Source organism: Candidatus Saccharibacteria bacterium oral taxon 488, from assembly GCA_010202115.1.
Taxonomy (GTDB): domain Bacteria; phylum Patescibacteriota; class Saccharimonadia; order Saccharimonadales; family Saccharimonadaceae; genus Nanosynbacter.
Map to the genome: position 1 here is coordinate 306,900 of CP047917.1, position 21,892 is coordinate 328,791.

At 50.0% G+C, this 21,892-nt stretch carries 21 protein-coding genes and 1 tRNA gene; 4 read left to right on the forward strand and 18 right to left on the reverse strand.

Going from position 1 to position 21,892, the window contains the following annotated elements:
- Positions 1 to 45: 45 nt before the first annotated feature.
- The gene (locus GWK74_01610) at positions 46 to 1,590 is read right to left on the reverse strand and encodes a TRAM domain-containing protein (GenBank protein ID QHU90218.1); all 1,545 of its coding nucleotides are present in this window, start codon (positions 1,588 to 1,590) and stop codon (positions 46 to 48) included.
- 19 nt (positions 1,591 to 1,609) lie between these two features.
- On the reverse strand, positions 1,610 to 2,083 hold the full coding sequence (locus tag GWK74_01615) for a hypothetical protein (protein QHU90839.1): 474 nt from the start codon (positions 2,081 to 2,083) through the stop codon (positions 1,610 to 1,612).
- A 79-nt stretch (positions 2,084 to 2,162) separates the two neighbouring features.
- Between GWK74_01615 and GWK74_01620 the strand changes: the two genes are divergently transcribed.
- Positions 2,163 to 2,237 (forward strand) — tRNA-Gln (locus GWK74_01620).
- A 140-nt stretch (positions 2,238 to 2,377) separates the two neighbouring features.
- On the opposite strand, the gene GWK74_01625 is transcribed toward GWK74_01620, so the two are convergent.
- From GWK74_01625 to GWK74_01660, 8 genes are all read right to left on the reverse strand, one after another.
- The gene (locus tag GWK74_01625; GenBank protein ID QHU90219.1) at positions 2,378 to 5,983 is read right to left on the reverse strand and encodes a hypothetical protein; all 3,606 of its coding nucleotides are present in this window, start codon (positions 5,981 to 5,983) and stop codon (positions 2,378 to 2,380) included.
- Positions 5,984 to 6,023: 40 nt separating this feature from the next.
- Complete coding sequence (locus tag GWK74_01630; protein ID QHU90220.1) at positions 6,024 to 6,428, reverse strand: NUDIX domain-containing protein; 405 nt, start codon at positions 6,426 to 6,428, stop codon at positions 6,024 to 6,026.
- The gene (locus GWK74_01635; protein ID QHU90221.1) at positions 6,421 to 8,931 is read right to left on the reverse strand and encodes an HAD-IC family P-type ATPase; all 2,511 of its coding nucleotides are present in this window, start codon (positions 8,929 to 8,931) and stop codon (positions 6,421 to 6,423) included. Before GWK74_01635 ends, GWK74_01630 begins: the two co-directional genes overlap by 8 nt.
- Before the next feature lie 262 nt (positions 8,932 to 9,193).
- Positions 9,194 to 9,823, reverse strand: coding sequence for an ATP-binding cassette domain-containing protein (locus GWK74_01640; GenBank protein ID QHU90222.1), 630 nt, complete (start codon positions 9,821 to 9,823; stop codon positions 9,194 to 9,196).
- An 8-nt stretch (positions 9,824 to 9,831) separates the two neighbouring features.
- Positions 9,832 to 11,073 (reverse strand): FtsX-like permease family protein, encoded by a 1,242-nt coding sequence (locus GWK74_01645; GenBank protein QHU90223.1) that lies wholly within the window; start codon positions 11,071 to 11,073, stop codon positions 9,832 to 9,834.
- A 6-nt stretch (positions 11,074 to 11,079) separates the two neighbouring features.
- Positions 11,080 to 12,462, reverse strand: coding sequence for an FtsX-like permease family protein (locus GWK74_01650; protein ID QHU90224.1), 1,383 nt, complete (start codon positions 12,460 to 12,462; stop codon positions 11,080 to 11,082).
- Between the two features lie 254 nt (positions 12,463 to 12,716).
- Positions 12,717 to 14,060 carry a GNAT family N-acetyltransferase gene (locus GWK74_01655; GenBank protein ID QHU90225.1) on the reverse strand — a complete coding sequence of 448 codons (1,344 nt, stop codon included), beginning with the start codon at positions 14,058 to 14,060 and terminating at the stop codon, positions 12,717 to 12,719.
- A 337-nt stretch (positions 14,061 to 14,397) separates the two neighbouring features.
- Positions 14,398 to 14,670 carry a DUF3850 domain-containing protein gene (locus tag GWK74_01660; GenBank protein QHU90226.1) on the reverse strand — a complete coding sequence of 91 codons (273 nt, stop codon included), beginning with the start codon at positions 14,668 to 14,670 and terminating at the stop codon, positions 14,398 to 14,400.
- Between the two features lie 422 nt (positions 14,671 to 15,092).
- On the opposite strand from GWK74_01660, the gene GWK74_01665 reads away from it, so the two are divergent.
- Both GWK74_01665 and GWK74_01670 read left to right on the forward strand, forming a co-directional pair.
- A complete protein-coding gene (locus GWK74_01665) occupies positions 15,093 to 15,386 on the forward strand; it encodes a hypothetical protein (GenBank protein ID QHU90227.1) in 294 nt (97 codons plus the stop codon).
- A 52-nt stretch (positions 15,387 to 15,438) separates the two neighbouring features.
- A complete protein-coding gene (locus GWK74_01670) occupies positions 15,439 to 15,714 on the forward strand; it encodes a hypothetical protein (GenBank protein ID QHU90228.1) in 276 nt (91 codons plus the stop codon).
- Between the two features lie 41 nt (positions 15,715 to 15,755).
- Here the strand turns inward: GWK74_01670 and GWK74_01675 are convergent, their stop codons facing one another.
- The 8 genes from GWK74_01675 to GWK74_01710 all read right to left on the reverse strand — a co-directional run bounded on the left by GWK74_01675 (position 15,756) and on the right by GWK74_01710 (position 21,411).
- Positions 15,756 to 16,061 carry a hypothetical protein gene (locus tag GWK74_01675; protein ID QHU90229.1) on the reverse strand — a complete coding sequence of 102 codons (306 nt, stop codon included), beginning with the start codon at positions 16,059 to 16,061 and terminating at the stop codon, positions 15,756 to 15,758.
- The gene (locus GWK74_01680) at positions 16,054 to 16,395 is read right to left on the reverse strand and encodes a hypothetical protein (protein ID QHU90230.1); all 342 of its coding nucleotides are present in this window, start codon (positions 16,393 to 16,395) and stop codon (positions 16,054 to 16,056) included. Before GWK74_01680 ends, GWK74_01675 begins: the two co-directional genes overlap by 8 nt.
- Before the next feature lie 109 nt (positions 16,396 to 16,504).
- The gene (locus GWK74_01685; GenBank protein QHU90231.1) at positions 16,505 to 17,080 is read right to left on the reverse strand and encodes a GrpB family protein; all 576 of its coding nucleotides are present in this window, start codon (positions 17,078 to 17,080) and stop codon (positions 16,505 to 16,507) included.
- A 9-nt stretch (positions 17,081 to 17,089) separates the two neighbouring features.
- Positions 17,090 to 18,475, reverse strand: a complete 1,386-nt coding sequence (locus GWK74_01690) for a HAMP domain-containing protein (GenBank protein QHU90232.1) — start codon at positions 18,473 to 18,475, stop codon at positions 17,090 to 17,092.
- Positions 18,462 to 19,118, reverse strand: coding sequence for a response regulator (locus GWK74_01695; protein ID QHU90233.1), 657 nt, complete (start codon positions 19,116 to 19,118; stop codon positions 18,462 to 18,464). The genes GWK74_01690 and GWK74_01695 overlap by 14 nt, the downstream gene beginning before the upstream one ends.
- An 86-nt stretch (positions 19,119 to 19,204) precedes the next feature.
- Positions 19,205 to 19,666 (reverse strand): hypothetical protein, encoded by a 462-nt coding sequence (locus GWK74_01700; GenBank protein ID QHU90234.1) that lies wholly within the window; start codon positions 19,664 to 19,666, stop codon positions 19,205 to 19,207.
- Positions 19,667 to 19,780: 114 nt separating this feature from the next.
- Positions 19,781 to 20,740 (reverse strand): hypothetical protein, encoded by a 960-nt coding sequence (locus GWK74_01705; GenBank protein QHU90235.1) that lies wholly within the window; start codon positions 20,738 to 20,740, stop codon positions 19,781 to 19,783.
- Entirely contained in the window at positions 20,737 to 21,411 is a 675-nt protein-coding gene (locus GWK74_01710) for a response regulator (GenBank protein QHU90236.1), read from the reverse strand. Before GWK74_01710 ends, GWK74_01705 begins: the two co-directional genes overlap by 4 nt.
- 94 nt (positions 21,412 to 21,505) lie before the next feature.
- Between GWK74_01710 and GWK74_01715 the strand changes: the two genes are divergently transcribed.
- Positions 21,506 to 21,823 carry a hypothetical protein gene (locus GWK74_01715; protein ID QHU90237.1) on the forward strand — a complete coding sequence of 106 codons (318 nt, stop codon included), beginning with the start codon at positions 21,506 to 21,508 and terminating at the stop codon, positions 21,821 to 21,823.
- Positions 21,824 to 21,892 lie beyond the last annotated feature (69 nt).

The following is a 21,892-nucleotide window of genomic DNA, read 5'->3' on the forward strand; positions in this document are numbered from 1 at the left end:
TACTGGAACAAAACGTCAACGGCCTTTGTCAATAATCCAATAAGATTATGAAATTTTGTCAAGAACAACCAAGTGCTCACTATGCGGTGTGCGTGGGAAAAAGTTGTAGCCGCGGTGCCAAGCGATGCGGTAGTGTTGCTGGAGCAAGGCGACGTCGCGGGCTTGGGTGACAGGATTGCAGCTGAGATAGAGGATGCGCGGTGGCAGTTGTTGCAACAATGTCGCAATAACATCGGAATGCAAGCCGGCGCGCGGCGGGTCGACGATGACGATTTCCTTGCCTGTAATGTAGTCGAGGGCTTGTTCGCTGGGGGCGAGAACGGCGCGGGCGTCGGTGCGACCAAGTTCGGTGATGTTGCGCTGCATTTCGCGGACGGCGTCGGCGTTGCTTTCCACCAGCGTGATGTTGTCGCCGCCAATGGTCAGGCCGATGGTGCCGACGCCAGCGTAGAGGTCGATGGTTGATAATTTGACAGCTCGAATATCATCATAAAATAATCCGGGACCCACGTAAAGTTGCCCAGATTTTTTCTGAGATATTGCTCGCTGTTGACTATCGGTGTTGTCATGTGCCGCCAACTGATCCAACTGGCGCTCTTGGCGCGCCTTATTGTACGGTACCCATTCCCGCATGTCGCGCAGCGCTTGCTCGTAAACTGGAATATTGACTTGGAAAAAGCCTTCGCAGGCGTAGCGGAATGGCACGCCAAGGACGGTGTCGGTCAGGGTGGTGTTGCCGAAACGCGCCAGGCGTTCGGTGATGCGGCTGGCTGGTGAGCGCGGGTCGGAATAGATGACTTCCCCGCCCTGAGCCGGTAGTTTGGCGACTTCATCAGCGGTAATGATTTCGGGCAAGCGATCCTTGATATACAGCTGCCACACGCAACTCCCCGACTGATCGCAGCGGATGAGTAGGGTCTTGAGCTGGCGAGCCGAGACATGTTTATGGCGCAGTAAATCGCGGATCGCACGCGCCAAGTTGTTGATTGCAGGGTGTGCCAAACTTGTGCCATCGACGACAATCTTGCCCTTGCTGCCGCGACGGAAAAATGCCAAGTCAAGCGTATCACCAGATGATTCTTCACGGTCGCTATCCGCGTCTATCCCTCGGGTATCATCAGAAAATAATCCGAAACCCGAGATAGCCCCAGGTTCTTTCTGAGATACCGCTCGGGATGCTACCGATTCACTATACCAACTAAATTCAACTTTATTGCGATAGCCATATGCGACATTGTCGCAATAGACATTAATCGCCGCTGGTAATGCAACATTGTGTAGCATAAAGGCGTCGTTGATCAATTGCCTTTTATACGTCTGCTCAACTTCGAGCGGCATAATCTGCCACGGGCTGGTCGACAGATAACTATCCGGATCACGCGGCTGGATGCGGTCGGGGCTTGGCGAGATTACTTCCTCGACGACTGCCTCGACGAAGTGCGATTTCTTTTTGGTAACGCGAACGGTGACGGTCTCGCCTGGTAGCCCGCCCCATACGAAACATTTACGCCCGTCAGCCAGCGTCCCCAGTGCTTGCCCGCCGCCGACGATTTTCTCCAGTGTCAGCGTCTCGAAACTCTGTCGTTTCATCAAGAGTTATTATAACAAATTAGAAATTACACTCTGGCACGCCGCCAAACCAGCCGTTTTGCATATTGCGGCCAGTGCGGCAGGTGGTGCCATCTGAGAGCGGCACCTTTATGGCGTAGCGGGTCGGCACGACGCTGGAAGCGTGGGTCGTGTCAGTGGCTGCGAGATACCAATAGTCGCGGCCTTCGTGGTCTTTCGGCAGCTGCTTGATGTAGCGTGGAATGAGGAGTGCGCCGAGCTCGCCGCCATTACAAATTTTCATATTAGCGGTGTTATAAATGGTGCAGGCACTCGTCGGCCATGGATATTCGCCGTTGTCCGAACGATATTTCTCGATCGCCTCCTTGAGCATTGAAATATTTGACTTGGTTTCATTGTCGCGGGCGGTGTTATACGTATTGCGCCAGACGAGGCCGCCTAAGGTAGCGAGGATCGCGATGACCACGATGATAATGATAATTTCGACGATAGTAAAGCCATACTGCTTATGCATATGACGATTGTAGCGCGTTTTTGGTTTGATCGCAAGGCTGGTAATTAGGTGATTATTATGCTACACTAGTCCTTGGTATTGGGCCGTCGCCAAGTGGTAAGGCACCAGGTTTTGGTCCTGGCATTCGGGGGTTCGAATCCCTCCGGCCCAGCCAAGTTTTATATAGTAACCGTCTAGTCCAGAGTGGCTGGGCGGTTTATTTGTATGATTTGGTCTATTGTATAGATACCCACTATCTTTGTGCCTATATCTGGCGTAGGTCTAGCGCCAAATGTGTTGAGTATAAGGAGGATATTAATCTCTAAACCGCTCTTGCTTAATTATGCGGTTTCTTTCTCTCTCATAAGTCTCTGCAAGCTCACGCAGTGATGCTGCAAGATTTATAAAACCTAAAGATTCAATCTTATCTGCACGATTTTGCCATTTATCTCTCAAGGATGCCTCAGCCTCGCCCGTTTCGTCCACTGCATGAACACCACGCGAATTGTATACCCCTCTGCCATATCCGGACCTCATAGACACTGAGTCGTTTCGGTCTAAAGTTTTTGCTACCGTTTTGTTGATCCATAAGCCGCTTTTGTCTTCAGGGGAGTTTATTAGATATCCACCTATAACAGACTGGGCAATGTTCAAATGCCCGCTCGTCTCACATATCTGCTCAGTCTTGTGTATCCAAGCAGTAAAATTATCTTCTCGGAATGTGCCATATTGGTCTATGCCTGGCATAACCATAAAGTCATTAAATGATAATATTTTTAATAGTCTGTATTGGATAGCATCGTCAATCTTTTGGTACTTGGCATCGGGAAGGTCTGATTTGTAGGCAGTCTTAATTAGATCGCAGAAAAAATCTGCGTCATTTGCAATTCGATATATTAATGCTCGCGGTTGTCCTATGCCGTGTTTTCCGAATAGTTTAAGGTGGGCCCATTCTGCCCCCCATAAGTTCGTTTTCGTATAGTCAATATTGTCGTATAAATACTTGAATACTCGACCTATTTCGTATTGTAAGTTATTTGTGCTTGAAATATTCTCGGTGGTATTTAATGATGTCATTAGTGCTTGTAGACATAATTCTGGATCAATTTGCTGTTTGATAGAGTCCACAGTCCCATGAATTATCAAGGCAATATATTCAATTGCGGCCAGAGGGCGTCTGGCCTTCAGAAGATTTCTAACTGTAGCTTCGGAATATTTGTCATCCGTACGTCGAAAATTATCGACCCTATCCCAGTATCTTTTAGTAAGGTCTTTATCTTGTTGTGCGGCCAATAGGTCCCAAGCGCTTTGACCGAATGGCAAAGCTAGAAGAAGTAGAATCTTTTGTTCGTTATTCCAGCTGGCAAAATCTAACTTATTGACCCAGTTGATGTCACCTTTATAATAGAAATATCTCGTATAAATGAAGTTACTAATAAATTCTTTTTCAGCTTTATTCTCGTTGAGGAATTTAGGCAATAACATATTTTCGATGGATGGATAATCTATAGAGCCCAGGCTAGATCCTATGGTGTACGGAATCTTGGCTCGGTTAATAAGTTCATTCAACTGACAAATGGCATTATCTGAGTTTAAGATCTTGAGAAGTGATTCTCGCTGCTTCTCTTCCAGCTCTTTCTTGCCTTTTTCCCAGTCGTTATAGCCTATTAGGTTGTGGTCAGAATTACTAAATAGATATATAGACTTATATAGATCATCCTCAGGCTCTATATCATCGGCAATTTTTTTAAGTATCTCTGCTCTTTTGCCTTCATCTTTACTACGCCGATCTAGATTATTTATTTTTTTAAGTAATATCTCCCATATTACTTGCTTATCTTTGTTAGCCATTTTTTGTAGATGTTTATTTAGTTGGTCTATGAAATTCGAAAAGGCATCATCTGTAAGATGGTCGATATTTTCAATTACATCGATAATTTCTTGAAGAGACTCGGTTGTATCTATATAGAGATTTGAATAGTATGAACTCTCCTTCCACAGCTCTTGTTGCGTAATAGGCTGAAAGCTATTGGTAATATCTAGCCATTCTGGAAGTTCCCTCTCCATGGTTGTTTGAGTCATATTCGGCAGTAAACCCTTGAGTAGCTCTCGCCCGACAGCTTTATGCTCATTGACTATTTTTTCGACCACACCGTGTTGAACCTCTAAGGGGGCAAGCGTTTTCGGCTGCCACGGCAGGATCGTATGTAGGATGGTATCTAGGGAGCGCTTTTTATTCTCTGTCTGATCAATTTCGAGGGCTGCGATCTTAGCTAACGCTAAACTAGCTCGTGAAAAATATTTTTTATCCCAAGATAAATCAGCCAGCGCCCAGCGCAAACCAGTCATGTAATCCGACTGAAAGAATGAATCGCCCGAACTTTCCTTTATGACTATTGCAATTGGATTATTATTTTTTATTTCAAGGATGTTCTCTAGCTTTGACAAAAATTGAACTGGAGATGCTTGGGCGATTAAAGAGGTGTTGTCTGTGATGCTCATCCATAGTTTGGGGTTTTGATTATCAGAAAGCAACCTGTATACTGTATTATTTGCTGTGTTAGCTATTTTGTTGGCAGAGCACTTACGAAGTATGTCCTGGTTATTTGCAAGCATGGCCATACCATTTGCTACGCCAGTCCTAATTGTCGCTGAGTATGCTCGGCTCTTTTTGTAAATATTAGCCATATATCTTTCGTCTATTGGCAAATCTAGCGCTGGATTGATTTCACTCAGGATCCTTAAGTAAATATCCGCAAAAACATCAATATGGTTGTCATAAATGCATTTACTTAGCTGCTCAATCGTAGATTTAATGTCAAGAACCTTCCACGTAGTATCTCTTAGTTCTAGTACTTGATCATCGGTAGAATTTATTTCTTGGACTATGTCTAATAATGAGCCATCATCACATCTTAGCAATTCAGACACTATTTTTTTATCATTTGAATTTGCAGAGTCAAATTCACCAATTAAACATAGTAATGCTAGCTCTTTTTTGTGTGCTGTTTTAATTGTGATCTTGTTTTTTGACGGTTCTACTTTTTTGACTAATTGATTTTCATCCTGCAAGCTCACTACATCATCTTGTCGGATTACTTTCTCTTCTTCGAATATCTCCAGTAGTTTTTTAGGCAGATCATCTTTTAATAGCTCTATCTGGTCTTTATTACGAGTAGCTACATAATGACAGAGCCGTTCCCATACAACTTTAGGGCTTACGTTATCTTTCCATTTTTTCTGTGCCAAGATGCTATGAATCAGGGCGACATTAATATCACCGTCTTCAAACAGATTCTCATGCATGTCAGATTTTATTATGAAGAAAGATTTCAAGAACTCAAATTCCACTTCTCTGTCTAAAGTGACACCATTATTGGCTAGTATTAGTTGTTCACGCAGACGTTTAAGACCCTCGCGCTCCGGTTTGCCTCTACCCAAAGTCTTATTATCGTAGTTTTCCCAAAACTGATCAGCCGACTGATAAGAGCTTTGAATATGAGTCAGTATATTCTTCAGCCCAATTCCATTACTATCAAGACCACCAGTGACGAGCATTATTCTGTCAGAGTTCCTATTAAAGCTCTGGCTGTTAAAATCATTCCAAGCATCTTTTATGGTTTTTGTAAATTCACTACCTGAAAGGCGGATATTTCGCTTTACCTGGACTAGTAGTGTTTTTCTCGTATCAGTTAGCTTGTCTTTAAGCGTTACCTCGCAATCATCAGTCTTTCTTCCGTATCGCTCTGTCTGAAGTACTATCCTCGTTACTTCGCAGCTGTCCATTCTCGGCACTAGGCCTCCTGTTATCATTTGGATCACAAAAAAGGTCTGCACGGAATGCTCAAAAACATACCCATCGCCAGCTGCGGATATGGGGTTTGTGTATTTCTTGTTTATTATTGGACTGCCGCTGCTCATGATATAAAATTATAGCATTTATACTAATATCTACACCCCGCTATTGCGAGTAGAACTGATCCATCATGGCCGACAGTGTCGAGTCAAGTTCAACCTGCCCCAGCTCATTGGCCCCAATATACCGCAGCTCGCTGACATCTGTCGTGGTTGTGGGTGGCGACACGAGGCGAGCGTGGTAGGCGATAATGAGCACCGGAGTGTCGAACTTTTTGCTCCATGTTGGGATGATGATCGGCGCTGCGCTTGCAATTTCTATCTCGGCGCCCAGCTCTTCTCGGCACTCACGCTGCAAGGCCTCGGCTATGCCCTCGCCGTGCTCCAGCCCGCCGCCGGGTAAATCCCATGTATCGCTCCTCTCGCGGACGAATAGTAACTTTCCGTCCTCATAGATCAGTCCCTTGACCGACACGCGATAGCCAGCTCGGATATGTTTGAGCTCAGGCATGATCATTTCTCCTGCCCCACCACTTGTGTATCTCGCAGGTGGTGATCGGGATGACGAACGAGGCGAGGCCGATGAGTGCGCCGTGCCAGAAGTTGATCGGTGTGATGTGGAGGATTGTGCCAAGCGGGCCGAAGAAGACGAGTAGCTGTAACATCACCGACAGGCCGATGCCGGCGTAAAAACTGGCATTCATGACCCTGAGGCGGGTGAAGATTGACTCGCTGTCGGAGCGGGCGTTGAAGGCATTGGCCCACTGGCTGACCACCAGCGAGATAAAGGCTAGCGTCTGCGCGTAGTCGTGGCCGTAATGCTTCTCGAAAAAGATATAGACCGCCAGCGCCATGACTGACATGGTGGCGGCGACGATGACCATCCGCCAGATCATTTGACGGCTGAGAATCGGTGCGTCGGGGCGCTCCGGCGGGCGGTTCATGGCCTGCTTTTCGCCTGGCTCCAAGCCAAGCGGGATGACCATTGAGGTGTCAGTGACCAGATTGACCCAGAGGATTTGCACCGGCTCCAGCGGGGTTTTGATGCCAATCAGAAGCGCGCCAATCATGGTGATCAGCTCGCCGGTGTTGGTCGACAGCAGATAAAACAACATACGGCGGACATTGGCGATGATGGTTCGCCCTTCGCGCATGGCGTCGATGATGGTTTTGAAATTATCATCCAGCAAAATGATAGCTCCAGCGTCACGCGCAATGTGCGAGCCCGAACCCATAGCCACGCCAATGTGGGCGTTACTGAGCGCTGGCACATCATTGACGCCGTCCCCTGTCATGGCGGTGATGTGGTGCTTTTTGAGAATGGTCAGCAAGCGGTATTTTTGCTCGGGGATGACGCGGGAGAAGACTTTGGTCTTGGTGACGATGGCGTCCAGCTGCTCGTCGGACAGCTTGGCCATATCACGGCAATCGAACACCTCGTCGCGATTTTCAACCATGCCAAGTTCCCGGCCAATCTGATAGGCCGTCTCGAAATGATCGCCGGTGATCATCCGCACCGACACGCCCGCTTTCAGGGCGGCCCGGATAGCCCGCGGCGCCTCTGGTCTGAGTACGTCGGCCACGGCCACGAAGCCAGCAAGTGTCAGGCGCTGCTTGCCCAGTTGATCAAAGCCATCAATTGCCTCATCCAACTCGCCCGTTGCCAGTCCAATTACCCGGTAGCCGCGGGCGGTCATTTCATCAAGCATCTGCTGGGCGCGCTTTTTGGTGCGGGCTGACACGCGACAGGCCGCCAGGATGGTTTCGGGCGCACCCTTGACATACAAGCGAAACTGCCGGCCGTGATGCCAGATGGTGGCGGACATGGCGTGGGCTTGACTGAATGGCAGGTCGCGAACTGGTGCGTGGCGTGGGGCGGCGCTCTGCTTGCGGGCGTATTCATTGAGGGCGATGTCCAGCGGATCGTGACTCTTGGCGTGAGCGCGGTTGACTACCAGTCCGATGATGCGGTCGATGTCCTCTGTCGCCTCGTCCGGTGTCCAGGTTTGCTGAACGGTCAGCTTGTTCTTGGTCAGTGTACCCGTCTTGTCAGTGGCGATGGTGGTGATGACGCCGATGGTCTCGATGGCGCGCATCTGATGCACCAGCGCCTTTTTGGCGGCCATCCGCCGCATCCCTAAGACCAGCACCACGGAAATCGCAATCGGCAAGCTTTCTGGCACGGCGCTCACCGCTAGGGCCATGACGAAGCGCAGACTCTCTAGTACATCCATGCCGCGCAGCAAACTCAGCCCAAAGGCAACGAGGGCGATGGCCGAGACGGCGGCGATGACTTTGGTGATGAGGGTGTCGATTTTTCGTTGGACTGGGCTTTGGGTCGATTCGCGCTTAGAGAGCATGGCGAGATTGCCAAACTCGGTCTGATTGCCGGTGGCGACGACCACGCCAGTACCGGTGCCGCTGATGATGAATGAGCCTTGAAACAGCATATTGGTTTGCTCATACATTTCTTTGGTGCCAGTGAGGGCGTCGGCTTGTTTGGAGATTGGCAGTGATTCGCCGGTCAGCTGCGCCTCGTCTACCCGCAAATTGGCGCTATGAATGAGGCGGATGTCGGCAGGGACTTTCTCGCCCTCGGCTAGTGAAACGACGTCGCCCGGAACCAGCTGGCTGGCGTCGATGCGCGTGGTACGATTGACGCGGTGAACGTCGACTTTTTGGGCGTCGTGGCGGGACAGGCTGCGCAGCACGCGGTCGGTTGAGAAGCGCTGAATGTAGAAAATAACGGCCGAGATGGCGGCGATGACGAAGATGATGATGGCGTCAATTGCCTCGCCATGCCAGAGGCTGATGATGGCGGCGATGAGCAGGACGAGCATAAAAATGTCGAGGAATGGCTCGAGGATGATACGCCAGAGCGGTTCGGATTGGACTTTGATGACGTTGAGGCCGTAGCGTTTTTGGCGGCGCTGGACTTCGGCCGCACTCAGGCCGCTACTCGAGGAACCCAGTCGCCGCAGTACCTCGTCGCTTGATGATTGATAAAAATGCATATGGTTATTATAGCGTGAAGTGCGGCTTGGAGGAAATGGTAGTAAATGGCTTGGGGTATAGCTTGAAATGGTGGGTAATCATCGTACCTAGTTATAGTTGAGGCCGCTATTCTGCAACAGTTAATTACAGGCAAAAAGGTGCGCCTCCGGCTTCTGCCTCGCGCACCTCTTGCTTGAGATGGGGGTTTTATGATTCTATCATCGTCAGTCGATTCGGTCGCTCCACGTACCGTAAGTGACGTGGGCCGCACCAGGCCTGACGCTATGCCCGTAGCTTCTTATCCTTCAGTTTCAGCACCACATCCGCCTCCTTAGCCAGCTGTTTGCTGTGGGTGACGACGATGACGCATTTGTCGTTTTCGTGGGCGGCTTGGCGCAGGATGTCGATGATGTCAGCAGCGGTAGTTTCGTCGAGGTTGCCGGTCGGCTCGTCCGCCAAGATGATCGGTGCGGAGGATACTAGCGCTCGCCCGATCGCCACGCGCTGTTGCTGACCGCCAGAAAGCTTCATGACGTTGCGGTGAATGTGATCGTCGTCCAGTCCCATGGCATGCAACGTTTCATTGGTGGCCTTGGAATTAACCAATTTCAAGTTTTCTAGCGGCGTCAGATAATCGATCAGGTTATAATTCTGAAACACCAGCGAGATATTGTGCTTGCGATGATGCGAATACCCCTGCTCGGCGATGTCTTCGTCGTCGAACAAAATCTGCCCGCCAGTCGGCGTGTCCAGCCCCGCTAACAGCCCCAGCAGCGTCGACTTACCAGCGCCAGAACTACCGACGATGGCGTAGAACTTGCCTTTTTCAAATTGATAATTGATGCCGTTGAGCACATTGCTAGTGCCGTCGGCGTATGAATAGATAATATCGCGTAACGTAAGTAATGACATGATAACTCCTAACTTAATTTTGCTAAAATTTGCTTTGGTGATTGGCGCATGATTGGCGCGGTGGCAGCGATGGCTGACAGCAGAACGACCATGTAGCCGAAGGCGAAAGCCTGCAGGTAGGTCGCTGGTGGCGCGGCTTGCACTACGTTCTTTTCTATGCGCTGGCTTTGGTCGGTTTGCGCTGTGAGGGCGGTAGAAATCTGCGACGAGGCGACCGAGCCGATGGCGAGCGCGAACACCGAACTAACTGCGGCAATGATAGCAAGCTCCGCCAAGAGCTGTCCGATAATCTGCCGCTTTGACGTGCCGATGGACAGCAAGATGCCAATTTCATGCAAGCGGCCGCGCACCCAGAATACCAGCACCAGCGACAGCACCGCCAGCCCCGCTGCGGCTGCGCCGATGGTGGCAATCGTCAAGATGTTTTGAATGCCAGCGATGTTTTGGAGGACACCAGCGAATACCGCCCCGTTGTCGGTCAGGCTAAATTTTTTCCAATCGACGTTTGGTAGGCTTTTGGTGCGGTCTGTTAGCGACTTCAGCTGATGCGGATTTTCGGCGAAATACGTTGCCCGCGTCAACTGCTGGCTACCCGTCAGCTGCTGCGCCGCAGCCAAGTTGGTGATGAGATGATTCTCCGCCATGTCGGACTGCAAGACCGCTGGCTTTTCGCCTTTGCCGCTGAAGATGCCCATGACAGTCACCGTCACCCGCCGGCCGTCTTTGGTAATGTCCAGCTTGTCGCCTGGCTTGATACCATTTTTCTCAGCAAACGTTTTGTGAACCAGCGCCGCGTTTTGATCGTTCGCCGTTAGGTGCTTGCCCTGCTCTAGTTGGTAAAATCGACCGGTGAACTCGCCGAGCAGATTACTCTCTGTCGCGCCCGTCACCTTCGCCTCGCCAGCCACGTTAGCGTCCAGCTGAACGCCGCTGCCTGCCGTGTCGATCAATTGTTTGCCCGGCAGTCCCGCGGTAGTCTCTGATTGGAAATTATGTGCTTTGACCTTGTCCAGGCGCTGCACCTGTCGTGCCGTCTCCATTGGCACCTCGCCCGACGGTTGCTTGCTGGCGATACTAAAGCCGGCACGAATGTTCCGCTCGACCGATTGCTTCAGCTGCGCCATCGTCTGCTGTACCGTCAGCGTACCGATCAGCAGCGTGAAAATCAGCGTCATGATCAGGGCGATGGTCAGGCTGCGACGCCGTTTGCGCGCCACAGCCGTCCAGGCTCGTTTGATAATCGTCATCATTTGCCCCTAGTCCACTTCGGTTAGTAATTCTTTTGGCGTTAACTGAGTAATCGGTCGAGAGGCCAGTAGCACCGCGATGATAATCACCGCCAGTCCAGCGCCCCACACCGCCAGCAGATCCGTTGGTTGCACGCCAACCGTCACCTTTTCTAGCGTACGCGATGACGTCACCGAGTCAGCGTCAGCACCGAGCGATGCACCGTTGAGGGAACTGCCAGCTTGACGCGTGGCATTCTGTGCCGCCTGCGATACCACGTGATCACCCATTTGCTGGGCAATCAGCCCCGCGGTAAAGTATGATGCGCCGAAACTCAGCACCGCGATCATCACCAGCTCAGCGATATATTGCAGCACAATCTTTGACTGCGGCACACCCGTCGCCAAGAGCACGCCTGCTTCGCGCTTGCGCTCGTTCATCCACAAGTACAGCACCATGCCGATCACCGCGACGCTGACCAGCGCCGTTGCCCACAGCATACCGTCGATCAGACCGTACACACCGTTCACTGCGCCAGTCACGCCGGCTAGTTCCTGGCTATTCTTATTCAACTGGTACTTTTGCCAATTGACCGGTAATTTATTTGCCCGCGCCATCACCTCGTCCAGCTGCTTGGTGCCTTTGGTGAAGAACGTGGCGTCCTGATAAATCTCGTTTTGCTCTGTGTACGCATTCAATTGGCGGGTCGTCGCGATGTCAGTCAAGAACAAATTCTCAAACAGTTCCACCTGATACGTTGCCTGCTTTGGGTTTTTGCCGTTAAATATACCGACGATTTCTACCTCAACCTCGTCCTTGGATGGATGTTCGTTATCGGTGTCGTATTGATTGGCCTTTAGTTTGATTTTACTGCCAAGCTTCAGGTTGTTGGCCTTGGCGAAGTCTTCATGCACCAAAATCTTGTGTGAATCGTTCTCGGTGATGTGCCGGCCAGCGATGAGCTTGAGCGACTCAGCCCGGAACTTTTTCTCGGACTCAGATTTATTGACGCCGATGATGGTAGCGGCGTTGCCAAACTGTTTATCTTTCTCGGCATCATAACCGCTACCGCCACTCGGTAGTGGCACTAGCTTGGTATTGATAAAATCGACCGTGGCGTTCTGGCGCTTGACATAGTCCGTCACGCCTTCCAGGTTCTTCACTGCGTCGATGTCTTTGTTCGACACCGTCCCCGAGCCGCGGGCCGTTCCCGGATTGGTGCGCGGATTATTGCCCAGCGTGAAGCCAGCCTTGAGCGTTTTGTCCAGCGACTGCGCCGCCGCGTCGGTCGAATGCTTGATGGCAAATCCACTCAGCATAATCGTCGACATACACAGCAAAATCGCCAGCAAAATCAGCGTTTTGAGTTTTTTCCTGGTGATATACAACCAGGCACGTTGTATAAATGACATAGATCTCCTTTCTTGGTTCTATGTCAGTGTAGCAGGGGTGTGTGAAGGGAATGTGAAATGGACAATGAGATCACAACGGATTATTTTTACTAATCAAGAGATGAGGACAAAAATATGAATTTAACACCTTAGAATTGCTTAGTCTGTCATTATGCTTCAGGACAAAATGTCTTAATGGATGATGACATTTTCAGGTTGTGATTGCTTATTTCTTCTCAAGCTCAGCTTTTGCGGCAATATGCATAGAGATGGTGCTACTTTTGAACCTCGATGACGTGAACGCCGAGGCGTTCCTTGTGTGGTGGATAGATCTTGTGAAGCAGGCGAAGTGCTTCCTCTTTACTTTTTGCCTGTGGCACAATCTCTCGCCATGGCTCGGTCGCCAGCATATCAGCAAATGTATCATAAATTTGAATTGACTTGATTCGCACTACACCGAACGCATGTCCGTTTTCCAGCTGCAATAGCTGACCCTCCTTAAGGCGCTTGATGCTATTGTAGCCGATGCGGACTTCTAAAGTCTTGCGGCCCGACATGATTGCGTCGTAGTACGGCCGCTTGATACGCATCTTACGCATAGACACTCCTTCCTTGTTGAGACTAAATCCCCACTGCTGAACAGTGACGTCTAGCGCATAGCCTTCGGGAAATAAGCCTTCAATCGTCCAGCCGTGGCGCTGGAGACAGGCGACCTGCCGCGGTTCAGGGACCAGGTGGACGTACAGCTTGTGACCATAGTCAGCTAATAATCGCGGCAAGTTAGCCACCAGTACTTCGAAAACAGCCTCTGATTTTGCTACCAACGGCATGATTTTAATCGGCTGGCCTTTCTTTGGGGTTGCAACTACAACGCTAACGACCTTTCTATCCTGCTCGGCGATGAAAATGAGCTTATATTTAGCGTTGATATCTCGGCTCTCACGTCGTTGGTAGCTAGCAAATAGCGCATCCACCCATGTATCATCCACGCCATTAAAGTCACTGCCCACTCGCGACAGGATCAGTTGGCGCGCCGCTACAGCGTGCTTTTTCTCGTCAAACGGGATGATTGAAATATCTGACAAATCAGGAGCTGCACTTTGATTCAGCGGCTTGTACAGCATACACTCGTCGATACCAGGTTTATAATGATCTTGCGCCCTACCAGCCAGATGAAAGCCTTTGCGCAATAGAAACTTGAACGTGGCTTGGTTTTGGGCAGCCACTGTACAGTAGAGTTGCCGAGCGTGGTGTTTGCGAGCAAAATCCTCAGCATGGCGAAGTAACTTACTGCCAATGCCAAATTTACCGCGATATTCTGGAGCAACGATGAGCGGACTAATTTTAACTGTCCCCTGCTTCTTGACAACTAGATGAATCATCCCGGCGGGATGATGATTAACTTCTGCAATAAATGTGTATTGCCCGAGTGAAAACTGCCCGACAGAATCGACGTTGCCATTGATATGCGCGGTAAAAATCCGCCGTGCATGAGCTCGATGATCGCCATCGTAAAACGGCCCAAGTGTTTCTGTCATCAAGCGGGAAACGAAATCAACATCGCCTGTTTTGGCTTTACGGATAGCCACAGTGACTGAATATTTCTTATGTCGGTTCATGAGTTTATTGTCTTATACCCTATACAATAATACAAGCTATCTATCGCTATACATGCGTAATTTATGGCTATAGCTAGTCAAATTGGTGTAAATTCAATGCCGGTAACACCGTTTTGTAGCTGTTCGTCAAGCGGATAAAATTCATTATCCATTCATCGGTTGGTAAAAATTATTTGGTTGCCGATTTGAATTTTCTGGCACTTGTCGTCGTATGTTTATGATTCTATGGTTTTATATTCTCAGAGACCAACATTAAAGAGCTCGGTGGCTTTTTCGAATTTGGTGTTCTTGATTTCTTTTTCTAGGACGGAACCTGCCACAAAGTAGGTCTGCTACACTACTCAACCCGCTCAACAAGCGACATCACCTGATAGCCGTACTGATCAATATCTTCTTGTTTCCAAAAATCAACTTCTTTCGTGCGTAAAACTTCGCCGACTACATGACGGACTTTGCGGCCGGTCGGCGCTCCGTCACAATTTACCTCAATCTGCTCCAGGATATCGCCGGGTTGGATGTTAAAATCAGCCACTCTCATATCAAATGTTTTCTCGCCCGCTAGGACTTTTTCGAATAAATCGGGGTAAGATTTTTTGGTGATGACTTTCATACGTTTCATTATAAAGCTACTTAATTTAGTTCACAAGCCGATGCTAAAATTGTGCGGCGAATACTATCTTGATTTGTTAGGGGCCAGGTATTGGTTGTAGTTTTATTCTAGTACGGGTGAGCGGGACGTTACCATGGTTTGTGGTGATTTTCGTAAAATCGCTTGACAGCGGGTTCTATTATTGATACATAATATATTGGCGTTTTGGAATAATCCTGCGCTGTTCCTTCTGCTCGAGAAAGGTCTCTATGAGTTATTCAGAGAGATGCGACGTCGAATGCGGTGACAACTGCATTCTCAGGAGGCTGTCTAATGGGCGACATACTGTTGCCACACCTAGCCAACTGCCTACTAGTACCGATTGGTACCGATGCAATTTCGACGACGATCTGAGCTATCAGATTCTGTCGCATGACACGGTTATGGTGCATCGTCGATCGGCTTGCCGTGGCGGTCCTGATTGTACGTTTGGCGATGGTGAAACGTATGGTAACCGTAACTGGACGCCGCCAGTTTATGGCAGCACTAGTAGTGGTCATGATGTTACTGTGTCGTTCGGACTTGGTCCGCGGGATGGAGAGGCGCTTATTGCTTCTGACCATCTCGACCGCGTTGACTTCTATGGCGACAAGAAGCTTCGTGTCAAAAAGCATCACGATCACTACGATGCTTATGGTAACCTGGTCTCGGATCGTGGTTCCTATCGAGAGGAGTGACACAATAGACCCGAGCAAGTCTATAAACTGCTCACTTTCAAAGAGGGTTGAAATGAATGATCCAATTGAGATATCAGTTGCCGAGGAATTATTGTTCCTAATAGATAGCGCCATAGAAAAAAGAGATATTAAGCAATTGACTAGTATTTATGGCATAGTCCATGAGTTTATTGGTAAACCTATTTATGATCCTCGGGCGGACTTTGTTATTATAGATGATTATATTTATGATCTAATTGATGAGCTCGAAGCTGGTAAAGAACCAACTATTTACAATGGTTTACGCAAGAGGATAGAAGAAGATTTACATAGTTCATCTAAATCATAGGGGGTCGATAGAATAATAGATCAGTAGTGCTAATTACTGTTTTACTTCCCTCTCCTCGCTGCCACTGCAAACCACATAAAGTAATCCTCCAACGATTCGTCCTCCATGCCGGCGAATAGCTCGCGGGCGCGCAGGACTTCGCGGAGTTTTGGTGATTTTTGGCGGGCAAGCTGTTCGGCGGTGACGTCCAATAAGTCCAAGCCGCGCTGCCAGGCGCCAGTCATTGCAGCCGTATCGCCGCGGCGCCGGGCGGCAAACGCTCGCCCGACCTCCGAGCCGATATTACCCATTTGCTCAAATATCGTTAGGCTCTGCCACTTTTGCCGATCAAAGACATGTTCACTCACGGACGACTCCGGCGATGATATCGATAATTTGCTGGCGTATCGCTTGGTCGAGCACATCGCGCGACGAGTTGCTTTGCCGCGGTCGGATGTTTATCATGCTGTCAAACTCGATAAAGTCATCAGTGCCAAACTTATCTGGATGTAGGTTGATCCCCCATAGATCTGCTTGTTGCGATCCACGTTCTAACAAATACGCTTCACCATCAGCATGCATATCCATGTCGATCACCACAATTTTCTTCGCAACATCGACATCCGCCTTGACCATCGTCCCGTACATTCTCTCGGCCATCGGGCGAAGCTCGGCGAGGGTTATGGTATCAATAATCTTCATGGTTTAATTGTAGCACAGACAGCTAGCGCTTCAGCATGATATGCTGACGGCGGAAGCTTTATGTAAAGCAGGAGTTGAGAGTCTGTTTGACGACTTTAATATGCACAATTTAGGAAGACCTATTCTTGGACCCGTATTTTTCTCTAGCTATTTTAGTATACTTTCTGATAAAATCGCTTTTTGCATCAGTATATCCATCTCTGTCATGCTCAAATTCCTTCCAAAGTTGTAGTTTCAATTTCTCGTACTGTTTGGCAATGTCTCCATTCTCAATTAGATAATCCCTAAAGTAGATCTCATCATTATCCCCCACAACCCTAATGTGGAGATGAAATACCTTATCCGCGAAGCCCTGTTTAGTATAGCCCTTATTCAATGAGATTCGTTTTGCTTTCTCACTCATGCACAACCAATTATTTTCAACAAGGATATTTTTTACAGGCTCTAATTCTTTTTCCGACGGGACTTCAAGCAATATATCTACTATATTCTTTGCCTGTATATTTGGGATGGCCGTGCTACCAATGTGAGATATTTGTGTTATGTATTTTTCTGGCACCAATGAGGAGATGGCTTTCACTTCCTCATCATACCAGCGTACCCATTCTCGATTGTGTTCTACAAGAAATATGGGGAATAGTTGCCACAATTCTTCCAAACTCATTTTCTCTAGCTCTCTGTCCACTACATCTCCCTACTCAAATCTTACCACAAACCGCATGCCCCGCCCATGCGGCACAAACTCATAGTCCAGACCCTTAGCGTCGAGCAGCATTTTCACGGTGTAGAGGCCGATGCCGCTACTGTCGCCGTGCTGCTTCTTGTCGCTGTTGCTTCGATAAAACGGATCAAAGACGTGCTGGAGTTGCCGCTTGGTGAGCGGCTTGCAGGCGTTTTCGATGGCTAGTTCGCACTGGTCACAAGTAATTTTTATGACACTGCTGGCGTCGCCGTGGCGCACCGCGTTTGACACCAGATTCGAGATGACGTGCCGCATCATATCAGGATTAGCGCGAATGGTCGTCGGCTGGGTATCAAGCTTGAAGGTCATGCCGCGCGTTTTTGCCAGTAGTATATAATCGTCAACCGCTTCAGTGATTAGCTTATCGATCCTCAGCCGCTTTTCTTGACGCAGAGCCTGCTCGGCGACACCGCCAGAGCGCAAGATACCATTCACCATCGCCGCCAAGCGGTCAACCTGAGCCACCGATTTCGCCAAATACCGATCACGATTTTTATATTCGCCGATGTTCAGCTGCATGTTTTCCAGCATAATCCGGAGCGCCGCCAGTGGCGTTTTTAGCTCGTGCGAGGCCGCACGGAGGAAAGCGATTTTTTCTTTTTCCAGCTGCGATATCCGCTGATTTTCCTGCTCCAGTGAGCGAATCGTTTGCCACAGATTTTGATATAATTCATTAATATTTCGCCCCAGCACGCCGATTTCATCACTGCTCCGTACCGGGTAGCGGGCGTCCTTTTCCAGCCGCTGCATGGTCGTGGTCACCGCCACCATCTGGCGAATCGGCCGCGTGATAAAACGGCTATAGATGTACGAAAACACGAGCGCCACCAACAGCGAGCCCAGCATGGTATATGGCAATACGTGCAGCGTGGCGAGTTTGGCCTGAGTGACAGGCGCTACGTCGGCTAGTAGCTTGATTCTGGCCGTTTGTCCGTGATTATCCGCCGCGCTGCCCTGTTGCAAAATCACCGAGCGCGGATCGACCGTTTGTCCGTCAGCGATTTTCACCACGCTGGTATCGACTGGTTTACCGCTGTCTGTCACGATATTGACGGATTGAAAGCCTTGAAAATACTGATCGCGCCCGTCAATCGTCAGCGTGATGTTGACGTTTTTCATACTCGCAAATTCCTGGCTGATTCGGCGCATTTCCTCAGGTGATTTGCCACGCAGTTCAGATGTCAGCGCAGTAAGATTATCTGCTGCCTCGCGCTCTTTTTGCTGCAGATAAAATTGCGGCATCAAGGTGTAAACCAGCGCATGCACCAATATAATTAACGTTGCAAATAGGCCGATCGATACCAGAAACGTCCTGGGGAATAATTTAAGATTCTTCATAGCGGTAGCCCACTCCCTTCACCGTGACGATGCAGTCCAGGTGCAATTTCTTGCGCAGATTTTTGATGTAAACGTCAATCACCCGATCAAATGGCACCTCATCGTCGCGCCACAGCTTGTCAATGATGGCTTGCCGGCTCCAGACCATGTTTGGATTGTCTACCAGTAGCTTGAGCAGCTGCACTTCCTTGGGCTTGAGGTGTGCGTCAGTGTCATCATAAAACCCCTGATATGCCATAAAATCAACCGAGGCCAGGCTGCGGCGCCATAAGGTTTTGGTGGGTTGCTGCTGGCGGCGAAATAGCGCTCTGATTCGCTTTTCCAACAGCACCAGCGAAAACGGCTTGCTCATATAATCATCCGCTAGCTCGTCAAAACTCGCAATTTGCGTTGGCTCATCATGTAGCGCCGTCAGCATCAGCACCGGCACATCGCTGGTCTGGCGAATACGCCGCAGCACTTCAATGCCACTCATCTTTGGTAGCATGATATCGAGGATGATGACATCTGCTTTGGTATATTTCTCCAGAGCCTCCTCGCCGCTGGTTGCTGTCAGTACCGTAAAACCCTGTTGGCGGAGGAACTGCTCAGTGCCAGTGCGTAAGGTGGGCTCGTCTTCAACAATAAGAATCGTTGATGTCATATAAGTAGTATACCGAAAATGCCGCCCGTGGTAAACGAGCGGCATGGGGCGCGTGGTCAGCGTCGAATTGGGACGCTTGGGGCGCGTTAGTGGACGCCGACCACTTGTAGGCGCCGAGTGGTGCGACCGAGACCGAGAGAGATGGTTTCGGTGGCATGGCGGTTGAGGAGGCTCTGTCCGAGGGGGCTGTCGACCGAGATGCGGCCGTCAGACGGATCAGCCTCAAGGCTGTCAACGAGTGTGTAGCGAAAGAGCTGACCCTGCTGATCAATGAGATCAACCACCGAACCAATGGCGATGCGTAGCCGATCGCGCTTACGCGGCAGTGGTTTGGCGGTCTTGAGCGCAGTGCGTTTCTCGGCGAGCTTGCCATGGACGTTTTCGAGATTCATAATAATGTCACTGCGGCGGAGTTTGTCGTCGCGAGACTTGGCGCGGCCGATGTCACGCAGTTCAGCTGAGAGTGCTTTTTCGCGGATTTCGAGTTCGTTGATCTGCTTGTGTAATTCTTTGAAGCCTTTTTTACTGAGATATGTTGTCGTATTCATTCTTACCCTTTCCGGTGAAGCTCACCTCACCTGCGATCTATTACACCATGGTATTCTGAAAATTAGCTGAAAATTACAAAAAAGCATAAGAAAAGCCATACCACCAGAGGTGAATTACAGAGTTTTTGGTAGTGAAATGGTGAACGTTGTGGTGTCCTTGCGGCTGGCGGCGGTGAGTTGGCCACCGAGGGCGCCGGCCAGTTGCTTGGCGAGACTGAGGCCAAGGCCGTAGCCACCACTGCCCTGCTCGCCAGAGAAAAATCGCTCAAAAATGTGCGGTAAGTCGCGTGCCGCGATTTGACCATCGTTCGTCAAGCAGACGGTGACGCGGTGATTGGTAGCCTTGATGTCAACCTGGACGCGGGACTTACGTGGGCTGTGGCACAGGGCGTTGTCGAGGATGATGGCGATCAGTTCGCGGACGATGAGGCGATGGCTGGTCAAGGTGATGGCCTCGTCGGTGATCAGTACGGTGCGCGCATCGGCCTTGCGTTCAGTGATCAGCTTTTTGGTGAGGTCAGTGATGTCAAAGGTCTCGGTTGTGGTTTCTAGTTGTCGATTGGCAGATGACAATTTGAGCAGCGTCTCAGTTAGCTGTGTTAGGCGGTCGGTCTCTTCGAGTGTGCTCTGCAGCGTTTGGCGAAGCGATGCCTTGCTGGCGCGCTGGTCGGACAATGCCAGCTCGGCCTCGGCCTTGATGACAGCCAGCGGTGTACGCAGCTGATGACTGGCGTTGGCGGTAAAGCGTGACTGGGCGTCATGTGCTGCCTCGATTGGCTCAAGCGTCCGCCGGGCCAATATATAGGCACAGACGCCACCGCCGATGAGCACGATGAGGTTGAGATAGCCGAGGCTGATCAGCAGGTTGGTGGTCGAGATTGACGGATGGTCTCGGATGATGGTGGTTTCGGTGTGGCCGTCGGTTTTGTGGTTCTTACTCCAGTTGTTTAGTTGGACATCGAGCTCGGAGCTAGCGACCTGAAAGATGATGCCGCTAAATAGTAAACTGACGGTCATCAGAATGAGCAAGTACCAGCCGGCGAGCTTGAGCGTTGCTGAGAAAAATAATTTCACTCGCCAGCCTCCAATTTATACCCAAAGCCGCGCACGGTGTGAATCAGCGGCCGACGAAATGGCTTGTCGATTTTCTTGCGTAGCTGCTTGATATAGGCCTCGACGTTGTTGGGTAAAATATCGGCATCAAAATCCCACACATGGGCGATCAATGTGTCTTTGCTAAGCGTCTGGCCGGGGTGGCGCGCCAGGTATTCGAGGAGCGCGTACTCCTTGCTAGTCAGGTCGATCGAGGTGCCGGCGCGAGTGACGGATTGCGTTGTCTGGTCGATCACGAGATCAGCGATCTGGAGCGTGTCCGGTTGCTGAATCGGCGGGCGGCGAAGGAGCGCTCGCACGCGGGCGGTGAGTTCGGCGATGGCGAAGGGCTTGACGAGATAATCATCAGCGCCGCTGTCCAGGCCGAACGTCTTGTCCTCAGTCGTCCCCAGTGCCGTCAATAGCAGAATCGGCATATCCTTGCCCTGCCCGCGTAACGCTCGCACGATGTCCGTGCCGCTCCGTCCCGGTAGCATCCGATCAACGACCAACAGATCGTACGGCTCGCTCATCGCCATGTTTAGTCCCTCGTCTCCGTCATGCGTCACGTCCACGGCGTGATGCTCACGCCGTAAGGCCTCGGCAATGATCCGGGCAATCTTTCGTTCGTCTTCGATGATGAGGAGGCGCATAAGTATATTATATAAAATATTTTGCTAGTGTGTATAGTGAGCATCTCATACCTGGAGTTGCTCAACACAGTATATAGGCTTATAATTATAATCAATGCATCTGGACGATAAAACATTTACCAATCTACTAATCATTTGTCAGGCTCTTGATGCGAAGTTCCCTCGTGGTGCTGACATATTCCAGCGCGTATCGCGGTTGTGCGAGGAGAGTGGCGAGCTCGCTAGCGCCGTTAACCACCTTGAAGGTATGGGCGTCAAGCGCCGCAAACACGGCCAGCCGCAGTATGATAATCTCATCAAAGAGATTCAGGACGTCATGCGCTGCGCGGTTGGTATAGCTATGCATTACGGAGTAGAGCGTGAAGTTGTAGCGGCGATAGCTCGGAGCGCCGAGGGAGTAGAGCGAAAATAAGATATAGTGCCTTATGCCCCCTGCTCCACCCACATAGTGTATAATAAGCAGAAAGAAGGGAGACGTATG